At 46.0% G+C, this 18,551-nt stretch carries 15 protein-coding genes and 1 riboswitch; of the genes, 6 read left to right on the top strand and 9 right to left on the bottom strand.

Translation table 11 applies throughout. The annotated features are described in order from the left end of the window. Positions 1-26 precede the first annotated feature (26 nt). Entirely contained in the window at positions 27-2,633 is a 2,607-nt protein-coding gene (locus KNO66_RS12390; RefSeq protein ID WP_214742768.1) for a putative bifunctional diguanylate cyclase/phosphodiesterase, read from the top strand. Positions 2,634-2,659: 26 nt separating this feature from the next. On the opposite strand, the gene KNO66_RS12385 is transcribed toward KNO66_RS12390, so the two are convergent. After that, positions 2,660-4,729, bottom strand: a complete 2,070-nt coding sequence (locus KNO66_RS12385) for an alpha-amylase family protein (protein WP_214742767.1) — start codon at positions 4,727-4,729, stop codon at positions 2,660-2,662. A 151-nt stretch (positions 4,730-4,880) separates the two neighbouring features. Here KNO66_RS12385 and KNO66_RS12380 point away from each other — a divergent pair, with 151 nt between their 5' ends. After that, on the top strand, positions 4,881-5,504 hold the full coding sequence (locus KNO66_RS12380; protein ID WP_214742766.1) for a hypothetical protein: 624 nt from the start codon (positions 4,881-4,883) through the stop codon (positions 5,502-5,504). A 38-nt stretch (positions 5,505-5,542) separates the two neighbouring features. Here KNO66_RS12380 and KNO66_RS12375 read toward each other — a convergent pair whose 3' ends face one another. Then, a complete protein-coding gene (locus KNO66_RS12375; protein ID WP_214742765.1) occupies positions 5,543-7,585 on the bottom strand; it encodes a heavy metal translocating P-type ATPase in 2,043 nt (680 codons plus the stop codon). Between the two features lie 107 nt (positions 7,586-7,692). Further along, positions 7,693-8,055, bottom strand: coding sequence for an ArsR/SmtB family transcription factor (locus tag KNO66_RS12370; RefSeq protein WP_214742764.1), 363 nt, complete (start codon positions 8,053-8,055; stop codon positions 7,693-7,695). Positions 8,056-8,204: 149 nt separating this feature from the next. On the opposite strand from KNO66_RS12370, the gene yhfH reads away from it, so the two are divergent. Further along, on the top strand, positions 8,205-8,363 hold the full coding sequence (gene yhfH / locus KNO66_RS12365) for a protein YhfH (protein ID WP_214742763.1): 159 nt from the start codon (positions 8,205-8,207) through the stop codon (positions 8,361-8,363). A gap of 34 nt (positions 8,364-8,397) precedes the next feature. On the opposite strand, the gene KNO66_RS12360 is transcribed toward yhfH, so the two are convergent. The 3 genes from KNO66_RS12360 to KNO66_RS12350 all read right to left on the bottom strand — a co-directional run bounded on the left by KNO66_RS12360 (position 8,398) and on the right by KNO66_RS12350 (position 10,409). After that, complete coding sequence (locus tag KNO66_RS12360) at positions 8,398-8,739, bottom strand: fluoride efflux transporter FluC (RefSeq protein WP_251128143.1); 342 nt, start codon at positions 8,737-8,739, stop codon at positions 8,398-8,400. Between the two features lies 1 nt (position 8,740). Next, complete coding sequence (gene crcB / locus KNO66_RS12355) at positions 8,741-9,127, bottom strand: fluoride efflux transporter CrcB (protein WP_214742762.1); 387 nt, start codon at positions 9,125-9,127, stop codon at positions 8,741-8,743. A 79-nt stretch (positions 9,128-9,206) separates the two neighbouring features. Further along, on the bottom strand, positions 9,207-10,409 hold the full coding sequence (locus KNO66_RS12350; protein WP_214742761.1) for an ornithine--oxo-acid transaminase: 1,203 nt from the start codon (positions 10,407-10,409) through the stop codon (positions 9,207-9,209). Between the two features lie 155 nt (positions 10,410-10,564). Between KNO66_RS12350 and KNO66_RS12345 the strand changes: the two genes are divergently transcribed. Then, the gene (locus tag KNO66_RS12345) at positions 10,565-12,619 is read left to right on the top strand and encodes a sensor domain-containing protein (RefSeq protein ID WP_214742760.1); all 2,055 of its coding nucleotides are present in this window, start codon (positions 10,565-10,567) and stop codon (positions 12,617-12,619) included. Between the two features lie 16 nt (positions 12,620-12,635). Here the strand turns inward: KNO66_RS12345 and KNO66_RS12340 are convergent, their stop codons facing one another. Further along, positions 12,636-14,039: a basic amino acid/polyamine antiporter gene (locus KNO66_RS12340; protein WP_214742759.1), complete on the bottom strand. Its 1,404-nt coding sequence runs from the start codon at positions 14,037-14,039 to the stop codon at positions 12,636-12,638. 222 nt (positions 14,040-14,261) lie between these two features. Here KNO66_RS12340 and KNO66_RS12335 point away from each other — a divergent pair, with 222 nt between their 5' ends. Next, positions 14,262-15,887, top strand: a complete 1,626-nt coding sequence (locus tag KNO66_RS12335) for a peptide ABC transporter substrate-binding protein (protein ID WP_214742758.1) — start codon at positions 14,262-14,264, stop codon at positions 15,885-15,887. Positions 15,888-15,960: 73 nt separating this feature from the next. Then, the gene (locus tag KNO66_RS12330) at positions 15,961-16,227 is read left to right on the top strand and encodes a hypothetical protein (RefSeq protein ID WP_214742757.1); all 267 of its coding nucleotides are present in this window, start codon (positions 15,961-15,963) and stop codon (positions 16,225-16,227) included. Positions 16,228-16,261: 34 nt separating this feature from the next. Here KNO66_RS12330 and KNO66_RS12325 read toward each other — a convergent pair whose 3' ends face one another. Together KNO66_RS12325 and KNO66_RS12320 are read right to left on the bottom strand one after the other, a co-directional pair. Further along, positions 16,262-17,854 carry a Na+/H+ antiporter NhaC family protein gene (locus KNO66_RS12325; RefSeq protein ID WP_214742756.1) on the bottom strand — a complete coding sequence of 531 codons (1,593 nt, stop codon included), beginning with the start codon at positions 17,852-17,854 and terminating at the stop codon, positions 16,262-16,264. Between the two features lie 113 nt (positions 17,855-17,967). After that, positions 17,968-18,142: riboswitch (Lysine riboswitch) on the bottom strand. Between the two features lie 57 nt (positions 18,143-18,199). Next, positions 18,200-18,484: a hypothetical protein gene (locus tag KNO66_RS12320; protein ID WP_015880753.1), complete on the bottom strand. Its 285-nt coding sequence runs from the start codon at positions 18,482-18,484 to the stop codon at positions 18,200-18,202. Positions 18,485-18,551: the final 67 nt, after the last annotated feature.

Raw genomic sequence — 18,551 nt, 5'->3', positions numbered from 1 at the left:
TACATATACAGAAGGAGGTGCATGAGTTGTCTGTTTACTCGTTGCGCCAATACGTTCCGGCAATTTTGATCGGAACTTTTTCTACCGGACTTTTATTTTTATTTTTAACTCCACATGATTTACGAAATATGACGTTACTTATTTATTACCTCGTCATCTCAAGTACGGCAATTTTGTTTAGTGGATCAGCAATCTTTAAATATAAAGGAATGCGGCGTTTCATCCACACGTTGATCAGTTTAGGAAACGTATGTTTCACGCTCTATTTGCTGATGCATTATCATACGAATGATGATTATACGCAATCGTTACTTTTCCTACAAAATTTCTTTTATTTAATCATGGCTCTTATTGTGATCACGCAATCGATTGAGATTCGTACATTAAAACTACGCACGTTTGATTTGTTCGCCTTGTTTAGTTTTATTGTGATTGGTGGTCTACATATTTGGTTTTATACCACGCAAGACGTTACCCTTGTTTCCCATTTGAGTGGGTTTGAAGAACAAATGCTACTCATCAGTCTGTACATGATGCTTGGATTCCTTTATTTAAATCGGGTCGTCTCGACCGGTCAACAATTCCGGATTTTGTTACTCGTCGGTATACTCGGTTTCACAGTCGCTTCGATTACCAACACATTATTTGTATTTTCGGGCATTACCCACGACTTGATACACATCGTCCAAATCAGTAGTATTTTAACGATCTCCATCAGCTACTGGGTCGATGATTTGTCAGAAGACGCACTCGCCTACGATTCGATCATGGATTATGTCTTGTATAGCGTGGTCGTGATGATGTTCATTCTGGCCTCTGATCGCTTGCTCGGTTCATCCGTGCTCGACTCGATGATTGCGAATGCCGTACTGTTGTTACTCATTCGTCAGTTTGTCGTGTCGAAGCAGAATGCACTCATCAGCCATCGTCTTCATACGGTGAATACAGATTTAGAGGTTGCCGTGTCAACGAAAGCTCATGAACTGGAGATTCGTGAGCAACAGTATCGCTCGCTGTTCGCCTACCACTCAGAGCCGATTTTCTTATTCGATTTACACGGTGAAGTATTATCGGTCAATGAGGCTGGCAGTTCGATTCTAGGACTGACGACAGAGACATTACTCGGCTCAAACATTCTCGATATCATCGAAACGAAAGACCGTGCTCCTTACACCATCATTCTTCAAGAATTGACGAACGGTCGACCGCGAACGATCGACGTACGCGTGATGACGGACGAAGGCGAGACACGTGTCTGGCAACTCGTCAACGTACCAATGATTATCGATGGAGAAGTTGAGGGTATTTATGCGATTGCGAAAGACATCACTCAGATGATTGAGCAACAAGAGCAAATCCTGTATCAAGCAAAATTCGACAGTCTGACCGGTCTTCATAATCGCTATGCACTTCAAGAACAGATCGAGCGATTAATGGAAGAAGGTCGTACGTTCACGCTCATGTTCTCCGATTTGGACGGATTCAAAGAGATTAACGACCAATTCGGACATCATATGGGAGACGAACTTCTTCAACACATCGGAAAACGACTCCGTACCGCACTCTTACCGAACGAATATGCAGGACGACTCGGTGGTGATGAATTTATCGTCGTCGCGGAACATGGAGACGACGAAATGTTGACGGAACGATTGCGACGGCTCGTCTATCGCCCACCATACTACATGGCGGGGACGCTCGTCGAAGTGCACGCTTCGATCGGAATCGTACGTTTTCCGGAGCACGGGAAGAAATTAAAACATTTACTATCCAATGCCGACTTGGCCATGTACCGTGCGAAGGATAAAGGACGTGACGAAACGGTCATGTTTGAACCGGAGTTACGCGAGGACAAAGAGGAACGGAAAGTATTGATGGAAGGTCTTGAAACCGCTCTTGAAAAAGGAGAGATCTCCCTTTTTCTTCAACCTCAAGTCGACGCCTCGACGAAAGCCGTCATCGGTGCGGAAGCATTGATGCGTTGGCAACATAACGGAACGTTCATACCACCTAGCCAATTTATCCCGATTGCCGAAGAAACGGGTCACATTCAGGATTTAGGCCGCTGGATGATTCATGAGACATTCCAGTTAATCCACATATTTGAACAAGGGGACATTCACTTACCGAAACTTTCGGTCAATTTATCCGTCCGACAGCTGTTTGACGAACACTTGATTGACTATCTAAAAACGCTATTCGAAAGGTTCCCGATTGAGCCGTCACGACTCAATTTTGAATTGACGGAAACTGTTGCCGCACATCACTCGGATCGCGTATTAAATCGCATCTTAGAGTTAAAAGCACTCGGTATTAAGCTTTCCATTGATGATTTCGGGACAGGTTACAGTTCGCTCGCTTATCTCGTACGATATCCGATCGATGAATTGAAAATTCCTCGAGAGTTCACGATGCAACTCGAAGAGAACCGTGAATATCAAATGGTCACGACGACCATCGTCGCCATGGCACGACAACTCGGAATGGCGCTCGTTGCCGAAGGTGTCGAAACCGAATATCAGGAAAACTTCCTCCGTAAAATCGGATGCGATTCGATGCAAGGTTATCGTTATGCGAAACCGATGCCGCTTGACGAGTTTATTATTTACTACATGAAAAATACAACGCCTTGAACCGCATTTCGGTCCAAGGCGTTTTTTCATCTCATCTCATACACTTTCACTTCTCCCGGCTTCAAATCGACGAGGAGATTCCAATTTTCATCAAACGAATGCTCGGCATATGGCCATGTATATGGTGAATAAATCATTTCCGCAAAACGACTCGCATTCCAATTTCGACGTCGTACCCCATCAAGCGCGACGACTCCTCGCAACGAGTCAACCATGTTCGTATTCGCCACGACAAGTAGCGTATCATTCGTCTCTGGACGTAACCAAGCGAATCCAATGAACGGTGCGAACGGCTCGTTTAAGATCAGCGGCTCAAAGTGATTCGGGTCAACGAGTACGTCTAACCATCGACGACGAATTTCAGCCACTTGATGCATCACTTCAATCATCTCATCCCGTTCCGGATGATCCCAATGGAATTGATACGCATCAAAAAATGCAAGTTTGCCGAAATAAGGGTCCGTCGGGAAGAGCTGATAGGCTTCTTCAGGACGACAGTCTAGCCCGGTGTTCATCGGTTGCGTCTCATATAACTCTAGCCCAGAGTTCGTCATCGGAACCCCGTTTGGCATAAATCCGTTCAATACCGTCAACAATCGGCTCGCCTGTCGACCTCCATCGCGTGTAGCAAGACGCCTTGTATCAGCTGTTTCACCTGAGGCGAACACTGGAAGAGGCAAAAAACGTGAATCATATAAAAATTGATGGGTTTCATGCGTTTGGAATCGTGGTTCTTTATAGAATCCATATCCGATGATCATATTATAGCCTGCGTCCTTAGCCGCCCAAGCCCCAGACTCAATCAACTCTTCCGCAATAAAGCTGAAATTGGAATCAATGGCACGAGGTTGTTCTAAAATCCGTTGCGCTAAATCGACTGGAAGGGCATGTCCCATATCGATTCGAGCTCCGTCGATCCCATATTCCCGCTGGTAGTGTGGGATGATGTCAGCAAGCATCTCCCAGAGCGGCTCGTTCACTTCATTTCCCCGGAATTGATTGGACTTGATTGAATCAAATAGAATATACGGCGCCACTCCTGCATCATTGACATATGGTGCTGATGCAAGTGGATGGTCAAGGAAGAGACGGAAATACGTCACGTCTGACCACGGGGGTTGTGGGTCGTTGATACAATCTGAGAAAGCCGGCGCTGTCGTCAGCCCGAACTCCTGCTCAATCATCGCCAATACGTTCTCTTCTGGATGTTCAAGTAAAAACTCCCGGACCCGATTCCACTTTTCACCGTCAACCAAGTTCGGCGCCATGGAGAATCGACGTAAATGCTGCCAAACGTCCTCCGAGTTATACACCATCGGCAAGAAAGCAAATTCCGGCTTTACATTTTCTCCGATACCAGGCACGTATGGCGGATGATAATAATCGACCTCCGTCAATGGAATCCAATAAAACCATTCTGGATTTTCAAGGATCAATCGGTTATCACGGGCACATGTTCGAGGAATGACATCGATGACGACACGAATCCCTACCATATGGCAAGCTTCCACGAAGGCGGCAAACTCTTCTTCGACAGTCATCGCGTCACCCGTCAACGTCTCTTTCAACTCTTCATCGATGGCAAAGAAATCTTGAACGGCATAAGGAGAGCCAAATTCTCCTTTCTTATTTTTATGACTATGTTGCGAAATGGGTAAAAGGAATAAGGTGTCGATTCCCATGTAGAGAAGATGCGGAATGAGCGCAAGCGTTTTCACAAAAGTACCTGTGTCTTTCATTCCAAACGTGTTCTCCATCTCCACGTAACCCGATCCGTCATGATCCCAAGAAGTCGAGGTCCGTACTTGCATGGAATAGACTGAAGCTCGTTTAATCCAATCGCCACCAGTTTGTAAATGCCTATCCGCAAGCGCGATGGACGTACGATAATCCCGATTCTCTGTCGCATACGGGAAAATCGTTTTTTCAATCGTTTCTTTTAAAAAGTCATACGGATTGACTCGTTCGACCCCGTTACGGACCGGTTCGGAAGTGAAACGCATGCGATTCCAAAGGCTTGGAATCTCATAAGTAAGATCTGTACGCTTGTCTTCTAACACCTGATACAGCTTGTGTAACGATGAGTTCTCTGACATATTGACTCTCCTTATGCATCTAATTGTTCCCTTCGGTAAAGAGACACTACATTACTTGATTATACATTTCCCCGATTTTTCCTTTTTCAAAAAAATATTTTCTGCTGTTTCACACAAAATCATGTACGATGTAGAAGGAAGGAGGGATATGATGTCGCAACGAAAGTGGATTTTACTTTGGATCAGTCTGTCCATTTTATCGATTTCAATTATCGGGATATTCATTTTTCAATTGAAAGAAACAAACGAACGCTTAGAAATCATACAAGGTGAACAACTCGACTCTTATGAAGCGATTGAAGATATTATGTATTATAATGTCGAGCGCGCCAATGCCATCCGTGGTCTACTTGCTTATGAAGACCGCCACTTTTTAGAGATGTACTACAGCATGTCTCAACAAGCCCGAGAATTAAAACAGTCTGTCATCACTGATCCGGATACCCCGAGTTCGGTTCTCGATTTGCTTGATCGAGATGCCATTTGGGAAAAAGAAGCCGATCGCGTGCTCGTCATCTATGAAGAAGGCGACTTAGTAAAAGCAACGGCTGTTGCGGAAACGATGACGGAGCAACGTCAAACGATTTTAGAAGACTTACGATCCCTCAAACAAATGCAATACAAAGACGTCCATAAAGAATTGATTGCGGCAGAGAATCAAGTATCCTTCTTAACACAAATACTCTTTACCATCATTTTTTTACTCTTTACTGTCGTTGTCATCCTCACGTTTTTATTGTTGCGAATCAAACCGCAACATGAAACGATCGAATAAAAAAGAAGTGTCTCAAGATTCCACTTGAGACACTTCTTTCATGTAGTCGTGCGAAGTAATCGTGTCGCATTCGCAATGGCTAATAACGCCACTCCGACATCTGCGAACACGGCTTCCCACATTGTAGCGATTCCGAATAGTCCGAACAGCATAACAAGTGCCTTTACTCCGAAAGCAAAGAAGATATTTTGCCAGACGACTCGTTTCGTTCGCTTCCCTAGTTCGATGGCTCGAATGACATCCGTCGGCGCATCATGCATCAAGACGACGTCTGCCGCTGTGACCGCGGTATCACTTCCGACCCCACCCATGACGAGCCCGACATCTGCCCGGGCCAAAGCAGCCGCATCATTCATTCCATCCCCGACGAACGCGACCTTGTGGGAGAGGGTCAATTGCTCAATCGCTTCTACTTTTTCATGTGGAAGCAATTCACCTCGCACTTCAGTCATCCCAAGCTGTTCACCGATCCTTGTCGCAACATCGCGGCGATCTCCAGATAACATGACCGTCCGGAGTCCTGCTTTCTTCAGGTTTTCAATGGTACTGAACGCATCTGATTTCACCGTATCCATCAACTCAATCCGGCCCAACCACCGATTATTCTTCATCACGTGAACACTCGTACCATAGGATGAATCGTCAATCGTCTGACCCAGTCGTTCCATGTAACGAGCACTTCCGACGTACACATGATTCTCACCGTCACGCGCATAGAGTCCGTATCCAGGTTCCTCTTGAATCGATTCAAACGCTTGAACCTCTCCAGCGCGTTGGACGATCGCTTGCGCAAGCGGATGATTAGACGCTCGTTCGACACGGGCAGCAAGATGTAACAGCTCATCAACGTCGACACCTGCTGCCGTCACAACGTCCGTCACCTCAAATCGTCCTGTCGTCAACGTCCCTGTCTTGTCGAAGACGACGGTATCCACTTCGGTCAATGTATCGAGGTACTCTCCACCTTTCACAAGAATTCCTTGTTTCGAACCCGAACCGATTCCACCGAAATAGCCTAACGGAATCGAAATCACTAGTGCACATGGGCAACTAATGACAAGGAAAATCAAGGCGCGATAAATCCATTCGTCTAAATTCCCTACAAATAGCGGAGGAATAAATGCGACAAGTGCGGCCATGACCACGACGAAAGGCGTATAAATCTTTGCCAGACGCGTGATCATCTGCTCCGTTTTGGCTTTCTTTCCATTCGCCTCTTCGACGAGCGCAATCATTTTTTGAAGACTCGACTCAGACGCGATCTTTGTCGTTTCTACGATGAGTCGTCCTTCTATATTGACCATTCCTGCCAAGACTTCCTCTCCCACACTCACTTGTCGTGGAACCGATTCACCTGTCAATGATGCCGTATCAAGAGAGCTCGCCCCACTCACGACAAATCCGTCCATCGGAACCAATTCTCCTGAACGAATAACGAGATGCGACCCGATTGAAACGTCTTCTGGCGATTGTTCAATTTCCCGGTCCGCCTCAAGTACACGTGCTCGTGTCGGCTTCATACTTAACAAGGACTGAATGGATTTCCGGGAAGCTCGTACCGCACGTCCTTGCACGTATTCTCCAAGCTGATAAAACAACATAACCGCTACAGCTTCCGGATATTCTGAAATCGCAAAGGCCCCAACGGTCGCAATGGTCATCAAGAATTTCTCATCGAACCATTCCCGATGCCATACGTTTCGAATTGCGCCATATACGACATCGTAGCCGGCAAGTCCGTAAGCTACAATAAATCCTGGAATCGAATCTGTCCAAGCGGCAATCGAAAAAATAATGGCGGCCGCGATAAACCTCCAAAGCGTCCAATCTCGTCCTTCGGTTTGATCGTCTTCTTGTTTGACAAACTTCGCCCCCGGCTCAATCCGCATCATCGTCTGTTCGATTGATTTGAGCATCCGATCTCGCTCTGAAGCGTCAATCCATTCAATCACCATTCGACTTGTCGCAAAATCAATTTGGCAAGAGGCGACTTCTTCACGTTTTGCTACATCACGTTCAATTTTAGCCGCACAGTTTGTACAAGTGATCCCGGATACAGGTAGTACCTCTCGATTTTTCATCATATCCCCCTGACATTCAAACGTTCATTTGAATATATCGTATCGCGAAACGACAGACGTGACAATAGGCAAAAATGACCGACCCTTAAAAGGATCGGTCATTAGACTCAAACGTCTTTTTGTTCTTCACTATGTGCCAAGGCAATTTCAACAAGCTGTCTGACATGGTCATCGTCTAATGAATAATAGACGACTTTTCCTTGTTTACGGTATTTCACTAGCCCTTGTTCAAGTAACGTCCGCAAATGATGGGATGCAGTCGCATTCGAATGACCAATGATGGCTGCCACATCACAAACACACAGTTCATGTTCAAGCGTCAAGACGTATAGCACCTTTAGACGGGTCGGGTCAGCGAATGCCTTAAACAATCGACTGACACGCGGTGCGTCTAGTTGCGCCAAGGCCGATTGTAGCGTAGGGACGTCCTCAGATTGAATCCCGATTGTTTCACACTGTGGCACTTTCATTTTCTTCACCTCGTCTTTTGATGTGTATAGTGTAACAAAAAATACTGAATATATCTGTTATATATTATGGTTGACTAATTACACACTGTTATAATACAATCAACTCAACAACCAATACTGTGAAACTCTCTAAAGGAGGACATTTTATTATGAACGAATGGGCAAGCCGTCTCGAATCATCTGTCGAGTTTTATCAAAAATTACCGGACAAAACATGTCAGGAATGCGGACAGCATATGGACGAACAGTGTGAGTCATACGAAACGACTTGCGCTTCATGCACTGAAAAACTTCAACTCGCAGAATAAAACAACACCCCTTCTCAATCGAAGGGGTGTTGTTTTAGAGTGACCATCCGACATATGCAGCCACTAATCCGAACATATAAGTCGCAAGCAGATAGAGGCCAAATCGAATCCAATCTTTCGTCGCAAAACGCATCAGTTCAAGTTTTAGCGTCGAGAATGTTGTGAACGAACCGAAGAATCCGACTCCTAAAAAAAGAATAAGCGACGGATGATGGGTATGGGCATATAAATAACCGAGACCAAACGAACCTGAAACATTGACGAACAGAGTCGCCCACGGGAATGATGAATCCGACCACCGTTTCATGAATTGTCCAATGGCAAAACGCGTAATCGCACCTAAGAAAGCGCCAGCCACAATCCATATGAATGTCATATTAGTTCACCCCTTCTTTCCGTCTCGAACCAACGCGGTAACCGAGCCATGAGCTCCATAGGCCGAGTATGATACTCAAGAAGACGTACGTCATGGCAATCCATACATGACCTTCTTCTAGCAGTCGTATCGTTTCGACACTAAACGTCGAGAACGTGGTAAAGGAGCCGATCATACCGGTGCCGATGATTGTAACGAGTTGAGGTGAGGCATTGCCTTTTTGAAGAAATGTGTGCGTCAACCATCCCAATAGAAAACTACCGATGAGATTGGTCAGAAACGTTGCGATGGGAAACATGCTCGATCCAAATGAACCAACCATCAAACCAAGTCCATAGCGCGCCGTCGCACCAATCGCCCCTGCTAGTCCGACGTATACGTACAGCATTGAATTCCTCCTCCACGAAAAAGACACCTGCAACGCAGGTGTCGATTGAGCTAAGACGATTATATCAAGCTGTCTTCATTTACGAAATAGCTGCAGGAGCCAAAACGGCTTCAATCGCTTCAAACGCTTGATCTAATTCTTCTTTTGTGATGACGAGAGGTGGTGCCAATCGAATCACGGTTTCATGTGTTTCTTTACAGAGAAGGCCCCGCTCTTTAAGTGCTTCGCAGTAAGGACGTGCTGACTCTGTCAATTCGATGCCAATAAATAATCCACGTCCGCGAACGTCTCGAATCATTGGATTATCAATCGATTTCAAGCGATCCATGAAGTACGTCCCGAGTTCAAGCGAACGCTCTGGAAGATTCTCTTCTTCCAATACTTCAAGTGCCGCGACAGAAACAGCGGAAGCGAGTGGGTTTCCACCAAACGTTGAACCGTGTGATCCCGGGTTAAAGACCGAGAGAATCTCCTTATCAGCCGCAACACACGAAATCGGGAAGACACCGCCTCCGAGTGCTTTTCCGAGGATATACATATCCGGTGTGACCTCTTCCCAATCGATGGCAAACCATTTACCAGAACGTCCAAGTCCCGATTGAATCTCATCTGCGACGAAGAGGACGTTATGCTCTTTACAGAGTTCAGATGCGCGCTTCAAATAGCCAGCCGGTGGAATGATGATTCCTGCCTCACCTTGAATCGGCTCTACGATAAACGCTGCCGTATTCTCTGTGATTGCCGCTTCGAACGCATCGATGTCACCATACGGGACGACTTTGAAGCCTGGTAAGAGCGGCCCGAATCCACGCTGATATTCCGCTTCTGTCGACATCGACACAGCGGCCATCGTGCGTCCGTGGAAGTTCCCCGTACAGACGATAATTTCAGCTTCCCCCGGAATACCTTTCACATCGTATGCCCACCGACGTGCCGTTTTCACAGCCGTCTCGACTGCTTCCGCACCAGTGTTCATCGGTAACACCATCTCTTTTTTTGTAAGCGTTACCACTTTGTCGTAAAAACGTCCGAGTTGATCGTTGTAAAAGGCGCGTGACGTCAACGTGATCTTATCCGCCTGATCTTTCAATGCTTGGATGATTTTCGGATGGCAGTGTCCCTGGTTGACAGCAGAGTATGCACTCAACATATCCATGTAGCGATTCCCCTCAGGATCCGTTACCCAAATCCCTTTCGCTTCCGAAATGACAATCGGTAGTGGATGATAGTTGTGTGCCCCGAACTTCTCTGTCATCTCAATAACATCATGTGTTTTTGACATATTACTTCCCCCTTATTCAAAACTATCTTACCCTTTCAGTATATGATGTCCCTCTTTCTTTTGACAATGACGAACTTAAGCATTCCTTGAATTGGCAAAATCAGGTACACTGACATTAGAATATGCATTTAGCATGACAGATTGGAGGAAATGATGTGGCTTCATTGCGTGATTTGTCGGTAGATCAGTTCATCGATGCTTTATCTGTTCCATGTTGTTATATTTCTCAAGATGGTACGGTCCTATTGTGGAATAGTCATGCCGAAGTGTTGTTCGGCTGGGAACGTCAAGAAGTCCTCCATCAACCGTTGCCGGTCGTCCAGCAGCTTGATCAAGCACTTGAGACGTGGACACCACTCCTCTTGCAATATCCATTTTCAACAACGGCAATGACGCCGTTCCAACATAAGGACGGCTCCGTCATCTATGCGACCGCATACTTGCAGTCCTTTTCGCTCGAAGACGTGTACGGCTATTTCTTAGCCTTTCTTCCGAAAGGATTTGGTCCCCTCATTAGTACAGAGCAATTCAACTTATTGCATCATTTTCAAGAAATGATTAAACAGTCCACACATTACTTAGCGACGAATGCAAAAGGGGAGATCGTCGATATCAATCCATCGTTGTGCCGATTGCTTGATATAACCGAACAACAGCTGATTGGACGTGAATGGTTCGAGCTCATCCATGATCCAAGCGACCAAGACGGCATTTCGCGTAACGTCTTAAAATCATTGGCGACCAATCGAATTTGGAATGGTGAGATGCCGATTTCCTGTAAACAGCATGAGCAAGATGCGTGTTGGCTCAACTTGACCGTCGTACCGATTGTCAGTGAAAAAAATGAAGTCATTCAGTATACGGCATTTGGTTTTGATGTATCTGAAAAGAAGCGTCTTGAAAAAGAAGTTGAGCTTCTCGCCTACCAAAATGAATTGACCGGACTTTACAATAAAAAAGGTTTTTTACGTCGCTATGACTCGATTCTTCAACAAATCGATGAGCGAGAAGGTCTCCTTCATATCGCCTTGTTTGATATCGACCGTTTCAAAATCATCAACGAGTCGTTCGGATCTCGTGTCGGGAACGAACTCCTCATTCAAATCAAAGAACGCGCCCTGCATCTCATTCCAGAATCTTCTCTCTTGTTCCATCCAATGGGCGGACTGTTCGGAGTCATGTTCTTCGAGCAATCAAAAGAAGAAGTGTTTCAAGTGCTACGTCATTTGCAACACGAGCTGCAGCGACCGTTTCGAATTTACCACCATTCGATTATGGTATCGATTTCCGTCGGATGCGTATTTTATCCGTCCTCCACAAGTTCGCTCGAGGAACTGTACACGCGTGCTGAAAGTGCCCTTTTCAAAGGAAAACAGATTGGGGTTGGAACGATTCAGTTCGTGACAAAGGATATGGATGCCGCCTTCTCGAGACAAATCCATATTGAAAAGGCGATGTACCGAGCCCTTGAAGAAAAGCATTTTTATCTTGAGTATCAGCCAAAATACGAACTCGCCACCGATCGCCTCATCGGGTTTGAGGCACTTCTTCGTTGGCATCATGAAGAACTCGGACAAATCCCGCCCTCTGAGTTCATCCCGCTCGCTGAAGAGATGGCGCTGATTGTTCCGATAAACAACTGGGTCATCTTAGAAGCGACGAAACAGCTGAAAGCTTGGAAAGCCGAATTCGACCAACCTCTCTCCATGGCAATCAACATTTCACCAAACCAGTTCCGAAGCGACAGTTTCTTGAATACGTTGCGAAACATCAAACAGCAACTTCAACTTGACCCGTCCGACGTCATTTTAGAGATTACAGAGAGTCTCGTCATGCAACAGACCGATGAGATTATCGAACGTATGGAACAAATCAAGCGCTTGAACTATCGACTGTCGATTGATGATTTCGGAACTGGCTTCTCGTCCTTACAGTATTTGAAGTCCTTCCCTGTCGACGAGCTTAAAATCGATAAAGTCTTTCTCGACGATTGGATGACGTCCAAATCGCATCTCCTCGATGTCATCGTGCATCTCGGGAAGAGCTTAAATCTCCACGTCGTCGCGGAGGGAGTCGAAGATGAAGAAATGTTGGCACACTTAAAGTCGACGGATTGCGATTCCTTCCAGGGCTATCTTTATGCAAGACCTGCCTCGCCAAGTGCGATCGAACAATTACTCCGGTCATCAAAAAACTCACCGAACGCTTGAGGCGTCGGTGAGTTTTTTATAGGGCGATCGTAGCGGTCCAAAGCCCATAAATACCATAGGTCGCACACAATAAAATAATCAAAGCAATCATCGACTGGGTACGGGTCAAGAATGGTCGTCCTTGTTCCCGTTCTGCCAAAAGAAAGACAAAGATGCCCGGTGCGTATAGAATCATCGCAATCAAGACGTACTCTAACCCAGAAGCATAAAGTAACCAGGCGGCGTATAACGACGCAATGCCGGAAACGGTCATCATCTGTAACGACGTCTTCCGTTTCGCCTCCATCCAACCGTAGAGTGCCGAGAATAAATAAGGGACGAGCGCCGCGATCCCTGCAATGCTTGAAAGGACGAGATATGTTTGTTCCGAAAACAATGCAATAGCCGTGACGACTTGAGTGAACCCTTGAGTAATGAACAAGGCGTTCACTGGTGTACTGTTTGTATTCAAACGATTGAACACTTTCGGAAACACCCCGTCTCGACTCGCCACATAAGAAATTTCAGTCGCTAAAATCGTCCATCCGAGTAATGCACCTGTCAACGAGACAAGTAGTCCGATGTTAATCAACGTTGCCCCAAACGGACCGACAACCGCTTCTAACACATACGCCATCGACGGTTCAGGTAACGCCGCGAGTTGCTCCTGAGTCATGACACCAAACGAGAAGATAGAAATCATCATGTAAATCAATAACGTACCGATCAGACCAATCACCGTCGCTCGACCGACATCTTTTTTATGACGTGCGCGCGAGGATAAGACGACCGCGCCTTCAATCCCGACGAACGCCCAGAGTGTGACGAGCATCGTCGACTTCACTTGTGGAAACACATTCGCCCAGACAAATCCTGTTTCACCCCAAAAGTCGACTTGGAACGTATCGATTTGAAACGCGAATAAAATAAACACGATGAACAAGAAAATCGGAACGAGTTTCGCAATCGTTGTGACGATATTTAAAAGTGCCGCCTCACGCATCCCACGTGAGATGAGCCAAAACAAGCCCCAAATCAGGACGACACTCATGAGCAAACGGAACAGTCGATGTTCCGCAGAAAAAACAGGGAAAAAATATGCCAATGTGCTAAAAATCAACGTGATGTTCGCCACTGTGCCAATCCAAGCTGACATCCAGTATCCCCATCCGCTGTTGAATCCGACAAACTTCCCGAACCCTTCCCGGGCATAGGCATAAATTCCACCCTCTAGCTCCGGGCGCGTGTTCGCTAAAAATTGAAAGACAAAGGCAAGCATGATCATGCCGACACCCGTAATCCCCCATCCAATTAAAACAGGACCAACCCCTGCTCCCTGCGCCATCGCACCGGGTAGATTAAAGGCCCCTCCACCAATCATTGTCCCGACGACCATCGCCGCAAGACCGAAAAAGCCGATTCCGGCTGAATGTTGTTTCAAATTAACGCCTCCACCATACTCAATCTTTCCGAATAACTATACAAAGATATTGTATAATCATTCGTTGATTTTTCTATTCTACTTCCTGAAAGGATTGATGAATAGTCATTCTAAATAAGTTTATATTTTCGAATAATTTGAAAAATTCCATTGCATATTCATGTCAGATGTAGTTTAATTACAACATATTCTAAATTATCAGAATTTTCGGGAGGTTGTATGATGCGTAACAAAAAATGGCTAGCTTTATCGGGGGTCGCATTATTGGCGACGGCAGCTTGTAGTACAGGGGATGACTCATCTAGCTCGGACGGCTCATCTTCGAGCGATGCAAAAAAAGAAATCACGATGGTATCAGCGACGGACTTACCTCAGCTTGATCCAACACTCACAACGGACTCGACATCTATTATCGTCACGAACAACGTGTTCGAAGGGTTATATCGTTTAGACGAAAATAACCAACCGACACCGGGGATTGCCGAAGATGTCGAAGTGTCTGAAGACGGTCTTACATACACGTTCAAATTACGTGACGCAAACTGGTCAGATGGTTCACCAATCACAGCTGAGGACTTTGTGTATTCTTGGAAACGTGCACTTAACCCTGAAACGGGTGCCGAGTATGCGTATATTCTCCAAGATTTGAAAAATGCGAATAAAATCCTTGCAGGCGAAATGTCACTCGACGATCTCGGTGCGAAAGCAGTCGATGAGAAGACACTTGAAGTTCAATTGGAAGCGCCAGCGCCATACTTCTTAGGATTGACTGGTTTCCCAACGTATATGCCACAAAAACAAGAGTTCGTTGAAGAACAGGGCGAAGAGTTCGCGACGACAGTCGACAAAACACTCTATAATGGTCCTTACGTCTTGAGTGAGTGGCAAGACAACGCTGGTTGGGTTTATAAGAAAAACCCTGAGTATTGGGACGCTGAAAACGTCAAGATGGACACGATCAACGTCAAAGTCGTAAAAGACGTCTCGACGGGAGTCAACTTGTTCGAATCAGGAGAAGCGGATTACACACTCCTTTCATCTGAGTTCGTTCCACAATTTGAAGACAGCGATGAGTTCAAAACACGTGCCGACGCTCGAATCAACTTCCTTCGTTTCAACCAAAAGAATGAAGCTCTTCAAAACGTCAATATCCGTGAAGCACTTGCAAAAGGCTTTGATAAGCAGAGTGTGACAGACATCATTCTAACGGACGGTTCAGAACCAGCGAACTTTATCGTAGCGAAAGATTTCACATTCACAGAAGACGGGGCTGACTTCCGCGAGAAATACCCGGATCTCCTCAGCTACAACGTAGATGAAGCAAAAGCCGCTTGGGAAAAAGGACTTCAAGAACTTGGCGTTGAGACGGTCGAACTTGAGTTCCTCTCACGTGATGAGGAAGCGTTCAAGAAAGTAAACGAGTTCATCAAAGGCGAACTTGAGAAGAACTTACCTGGTTTGACACTCAACATTAAGCAACAACCGTTCAAAAACTTCCTTGACCTTGAAAGTAAAGGTGAATACGATGTTTCTGCAGCCGGTTGGGGCCCTGACTACCAAGATCCAATGACATACCTCGACATGTGGATCACAGACGGACCATTTAACCGTATGGCTTACTCAAATGACGAGTATGATCAGTTGATTCAATCAGCGAAGAAAGAAGCAGATCAGATGAAGCGTTGGGAATCCATGCAAGAAGCTGAACGCATCCTTCTCGAAGAAGACTTCGCGATTGCTCCGATTTACCAAAAAGGTGAAGCATACTTAGAGCGTTCGAATATCGAAAACATGTACCGTCACCCGTTCGGTGCCGATGCAAGCTTCAAGTGGCTTGACGTGAAATAATGTGTGTAACCAACCTCCTTGATTCCACCATGGATCAAGGAGGTTTCTCTGTAGTGAAAGGAGCTTCTATCTAATGAAGAGTTGGACACTGTGGTTCACCCTATTAGCTGTCACCATCTGTATCATGAATGTTTCCAGATTCGATGACAAGAACATCTTATTGTTTTTGACTTCACCTCCATTTTGGTTGCTCGAGACACCTTGGTTTTCTTCGCACGTCATTCATCCGACCGTACTACCGAAATGGACGCTTTATGCCCTGACAATCGCTTTCTGGTTCATATTTGGGATGCTACTCGATTATCTTGTACGTTCACAGAAAGCCATATACAAAAAATGACTTCCATCAAATCGATGGAAGTCATTTTCATCTATCACGCCTCACGCTTCGCGCGAAGTTCAGCAGGTACTTTCCCACGTTTTGAAATCACTTGTGCAATGCCAACAAAGACAACAAACGAAATCAATGCCGCGAAGAAGCCAATCCAAATCGATGCTGTAATACCGAGCACCAAGTATCCGATTGCTGAGACAATTGCTGAGAGGAGCGCGTATGGCAATTGTGTCACTACGTGATCGATATGATGTGAACCCGCTCCAGTTGAGCTGAGGATCGTTGTATCCGAGATTGGTGAACAGTGGTCTCCGAATACAGCACCGGCCAATACAGCGGCAAGTGATGCAAGGAGAAGCTCTGGTTCAACCGCCATGATCAAATCCGCACCGATCGGAAGCATTAAACCAAATGTTCCCCAGCTCGTCCCTGTCGAGAATGCCATGATTCCAGCAATCAAGAAGAGGAGAAGTGGCAAGTACGAAGCCGAAATCGTATCTGTCACGAAGCTTGCCAAGTATTCACCAGTCTTCATATCACTGATGACTGCAATGATCGTCCAGGCAAACAAGAGAATCAAGACTGCCGGCCACATAGCGCGCACACCTTCCCATGCTGCTTTACCGTAGTCACGTGCAGGAATTTTACGTCCGATGAGAAGTAAGAATGCCACAATCAAACTGATGACGACACCGGCCACGAGTGAACGTGTCACGTCTGTCGATTCGAATGCACCGATGAGCGTAAAGTCTTGACCATCAGCCGCCAGGGCTTGACCACCTGTATAGAGCATTGCCGATACCGTCGCAATGATGAGGGCGATGATTGGCACGATCAAGTCACGGACTTTTCCACCTTCATGCTCATGCAAGTCTTCGCTCATTCCCATTGGTTTACCTTTAGCTGAATCATACAATTCACCTTGAAGGGCACGAAGCTCGTGCGTGCGCATCGGTCCGATCGCGAGTCCAGTAAATGCGACATAGGCTGTCAACAAGAGGGCAAAGACCGCATAGAAGTTCATTGGAATGATTTGAATGAATGCAGAGAATGACGAGTAGCTGTCAATCGAATACTTCGTCAAAATACCTGCGATGATGGCGATGATATATGCACCCCAGCTCGAAAGTGGGCTGATGACACAGACAGGGGCTGCCGTCGAGTCAATCATGTATGCCAATTTCGCACGTGAGATATTTTTGCGGTCCGTGAGCGGACGGCTGATATTCCCGACCGCTAAGCTATTGAAGTAGTCGTCGATGAAAATCAAAATTCCGAGTCCGAATGAGACGAGACGGGCACCACGTGCCGTTTTTACGTTCGCCGCAGCCCATTCACCGAATGCGCGTGCACCACCTGACGTCTGAATGATGGATGATAAAATCCCGAGTAAGAGCAAGAACGCAATCAACAAGACGTTCCATTCGTTAATGGCTCCATCTGACCAGAATAAGGCGATGATGTTCGACCATAAATATTGAATGGAGTCGATTGGGTTGAAACTGTGCAAGAGAAGGACTCCTGCGATAATCCCGACACCAAGTGATGGGATGACCTTTCTTGTTGTGATTGCCATAATGATTGCAAGTAATGCCGGTACGAGCGAGAGTACCGAAGTTGAATAATCTACCATACTGAATTCCTCCTTTTTTGATTAGGATGAGGCCCCCCTATGCTTAAAAAAACGCAAAGCGAGGGCATCGGCAACAAAGCCGACACCCTCGCTGGATGTTCCGTCTTTCTTAGCCGACTTGGAGCGCTCCATACGTAAATATGTATGGCAGTCCGACGGGTATTTCCCGTCAGCCCAGCACAACCCCACGGACATGGTGTTGCACTTCGGCGATCCTGCCTTTTTGTAGTCCTCATCGTTGTCATCCTCCGACTACTTACTCATCAGCATCGCACCTCTACCTCATCGATAGCACGAATATTCATTTAAAGTTACGTCTAAATTATCACAAGTTGACGTCACATATCAATAGTTTTTTTCATCACGAATGATTCGCTTCAAAACAGCGAGTGCTTCTTGGTCATTCGTTTCTACCGCTTTAAAGAAGTCGTTGAAGAAGTGATATAACACGAACCGGTCAGCGTGAGACTTCGTCTGTTCTTTAATCGTAGAGAAAATCAGTCGTCGTAAACGACGTTTCGTTTGTGTTTCTTCCGGTAGTTCTTCGCATCGGTCCTTGAAAGCACGATATACAGAATTGATCAATTCCTCATGTTCATCATACGACCGATTGTAAGCAACTTGTTCCATCTGTAATATCCCCCCTTTCAATGTTGACCCGATGAAACTTGTCGTAAATATACCAACTTCTAGTCAA

Origin of the sequence: Exiguobacterium sp. s48, from assembly GCF_018617395.1 — a bacterium.
GTDB lineage: Bacteria > Bacillota > Bacilli > Exiguobacteriales > Exiguobacteriaceae > Exiguobacterium.
This window is presented reverse-complemented; position numbering and strand designations above follow the sequence as displayed.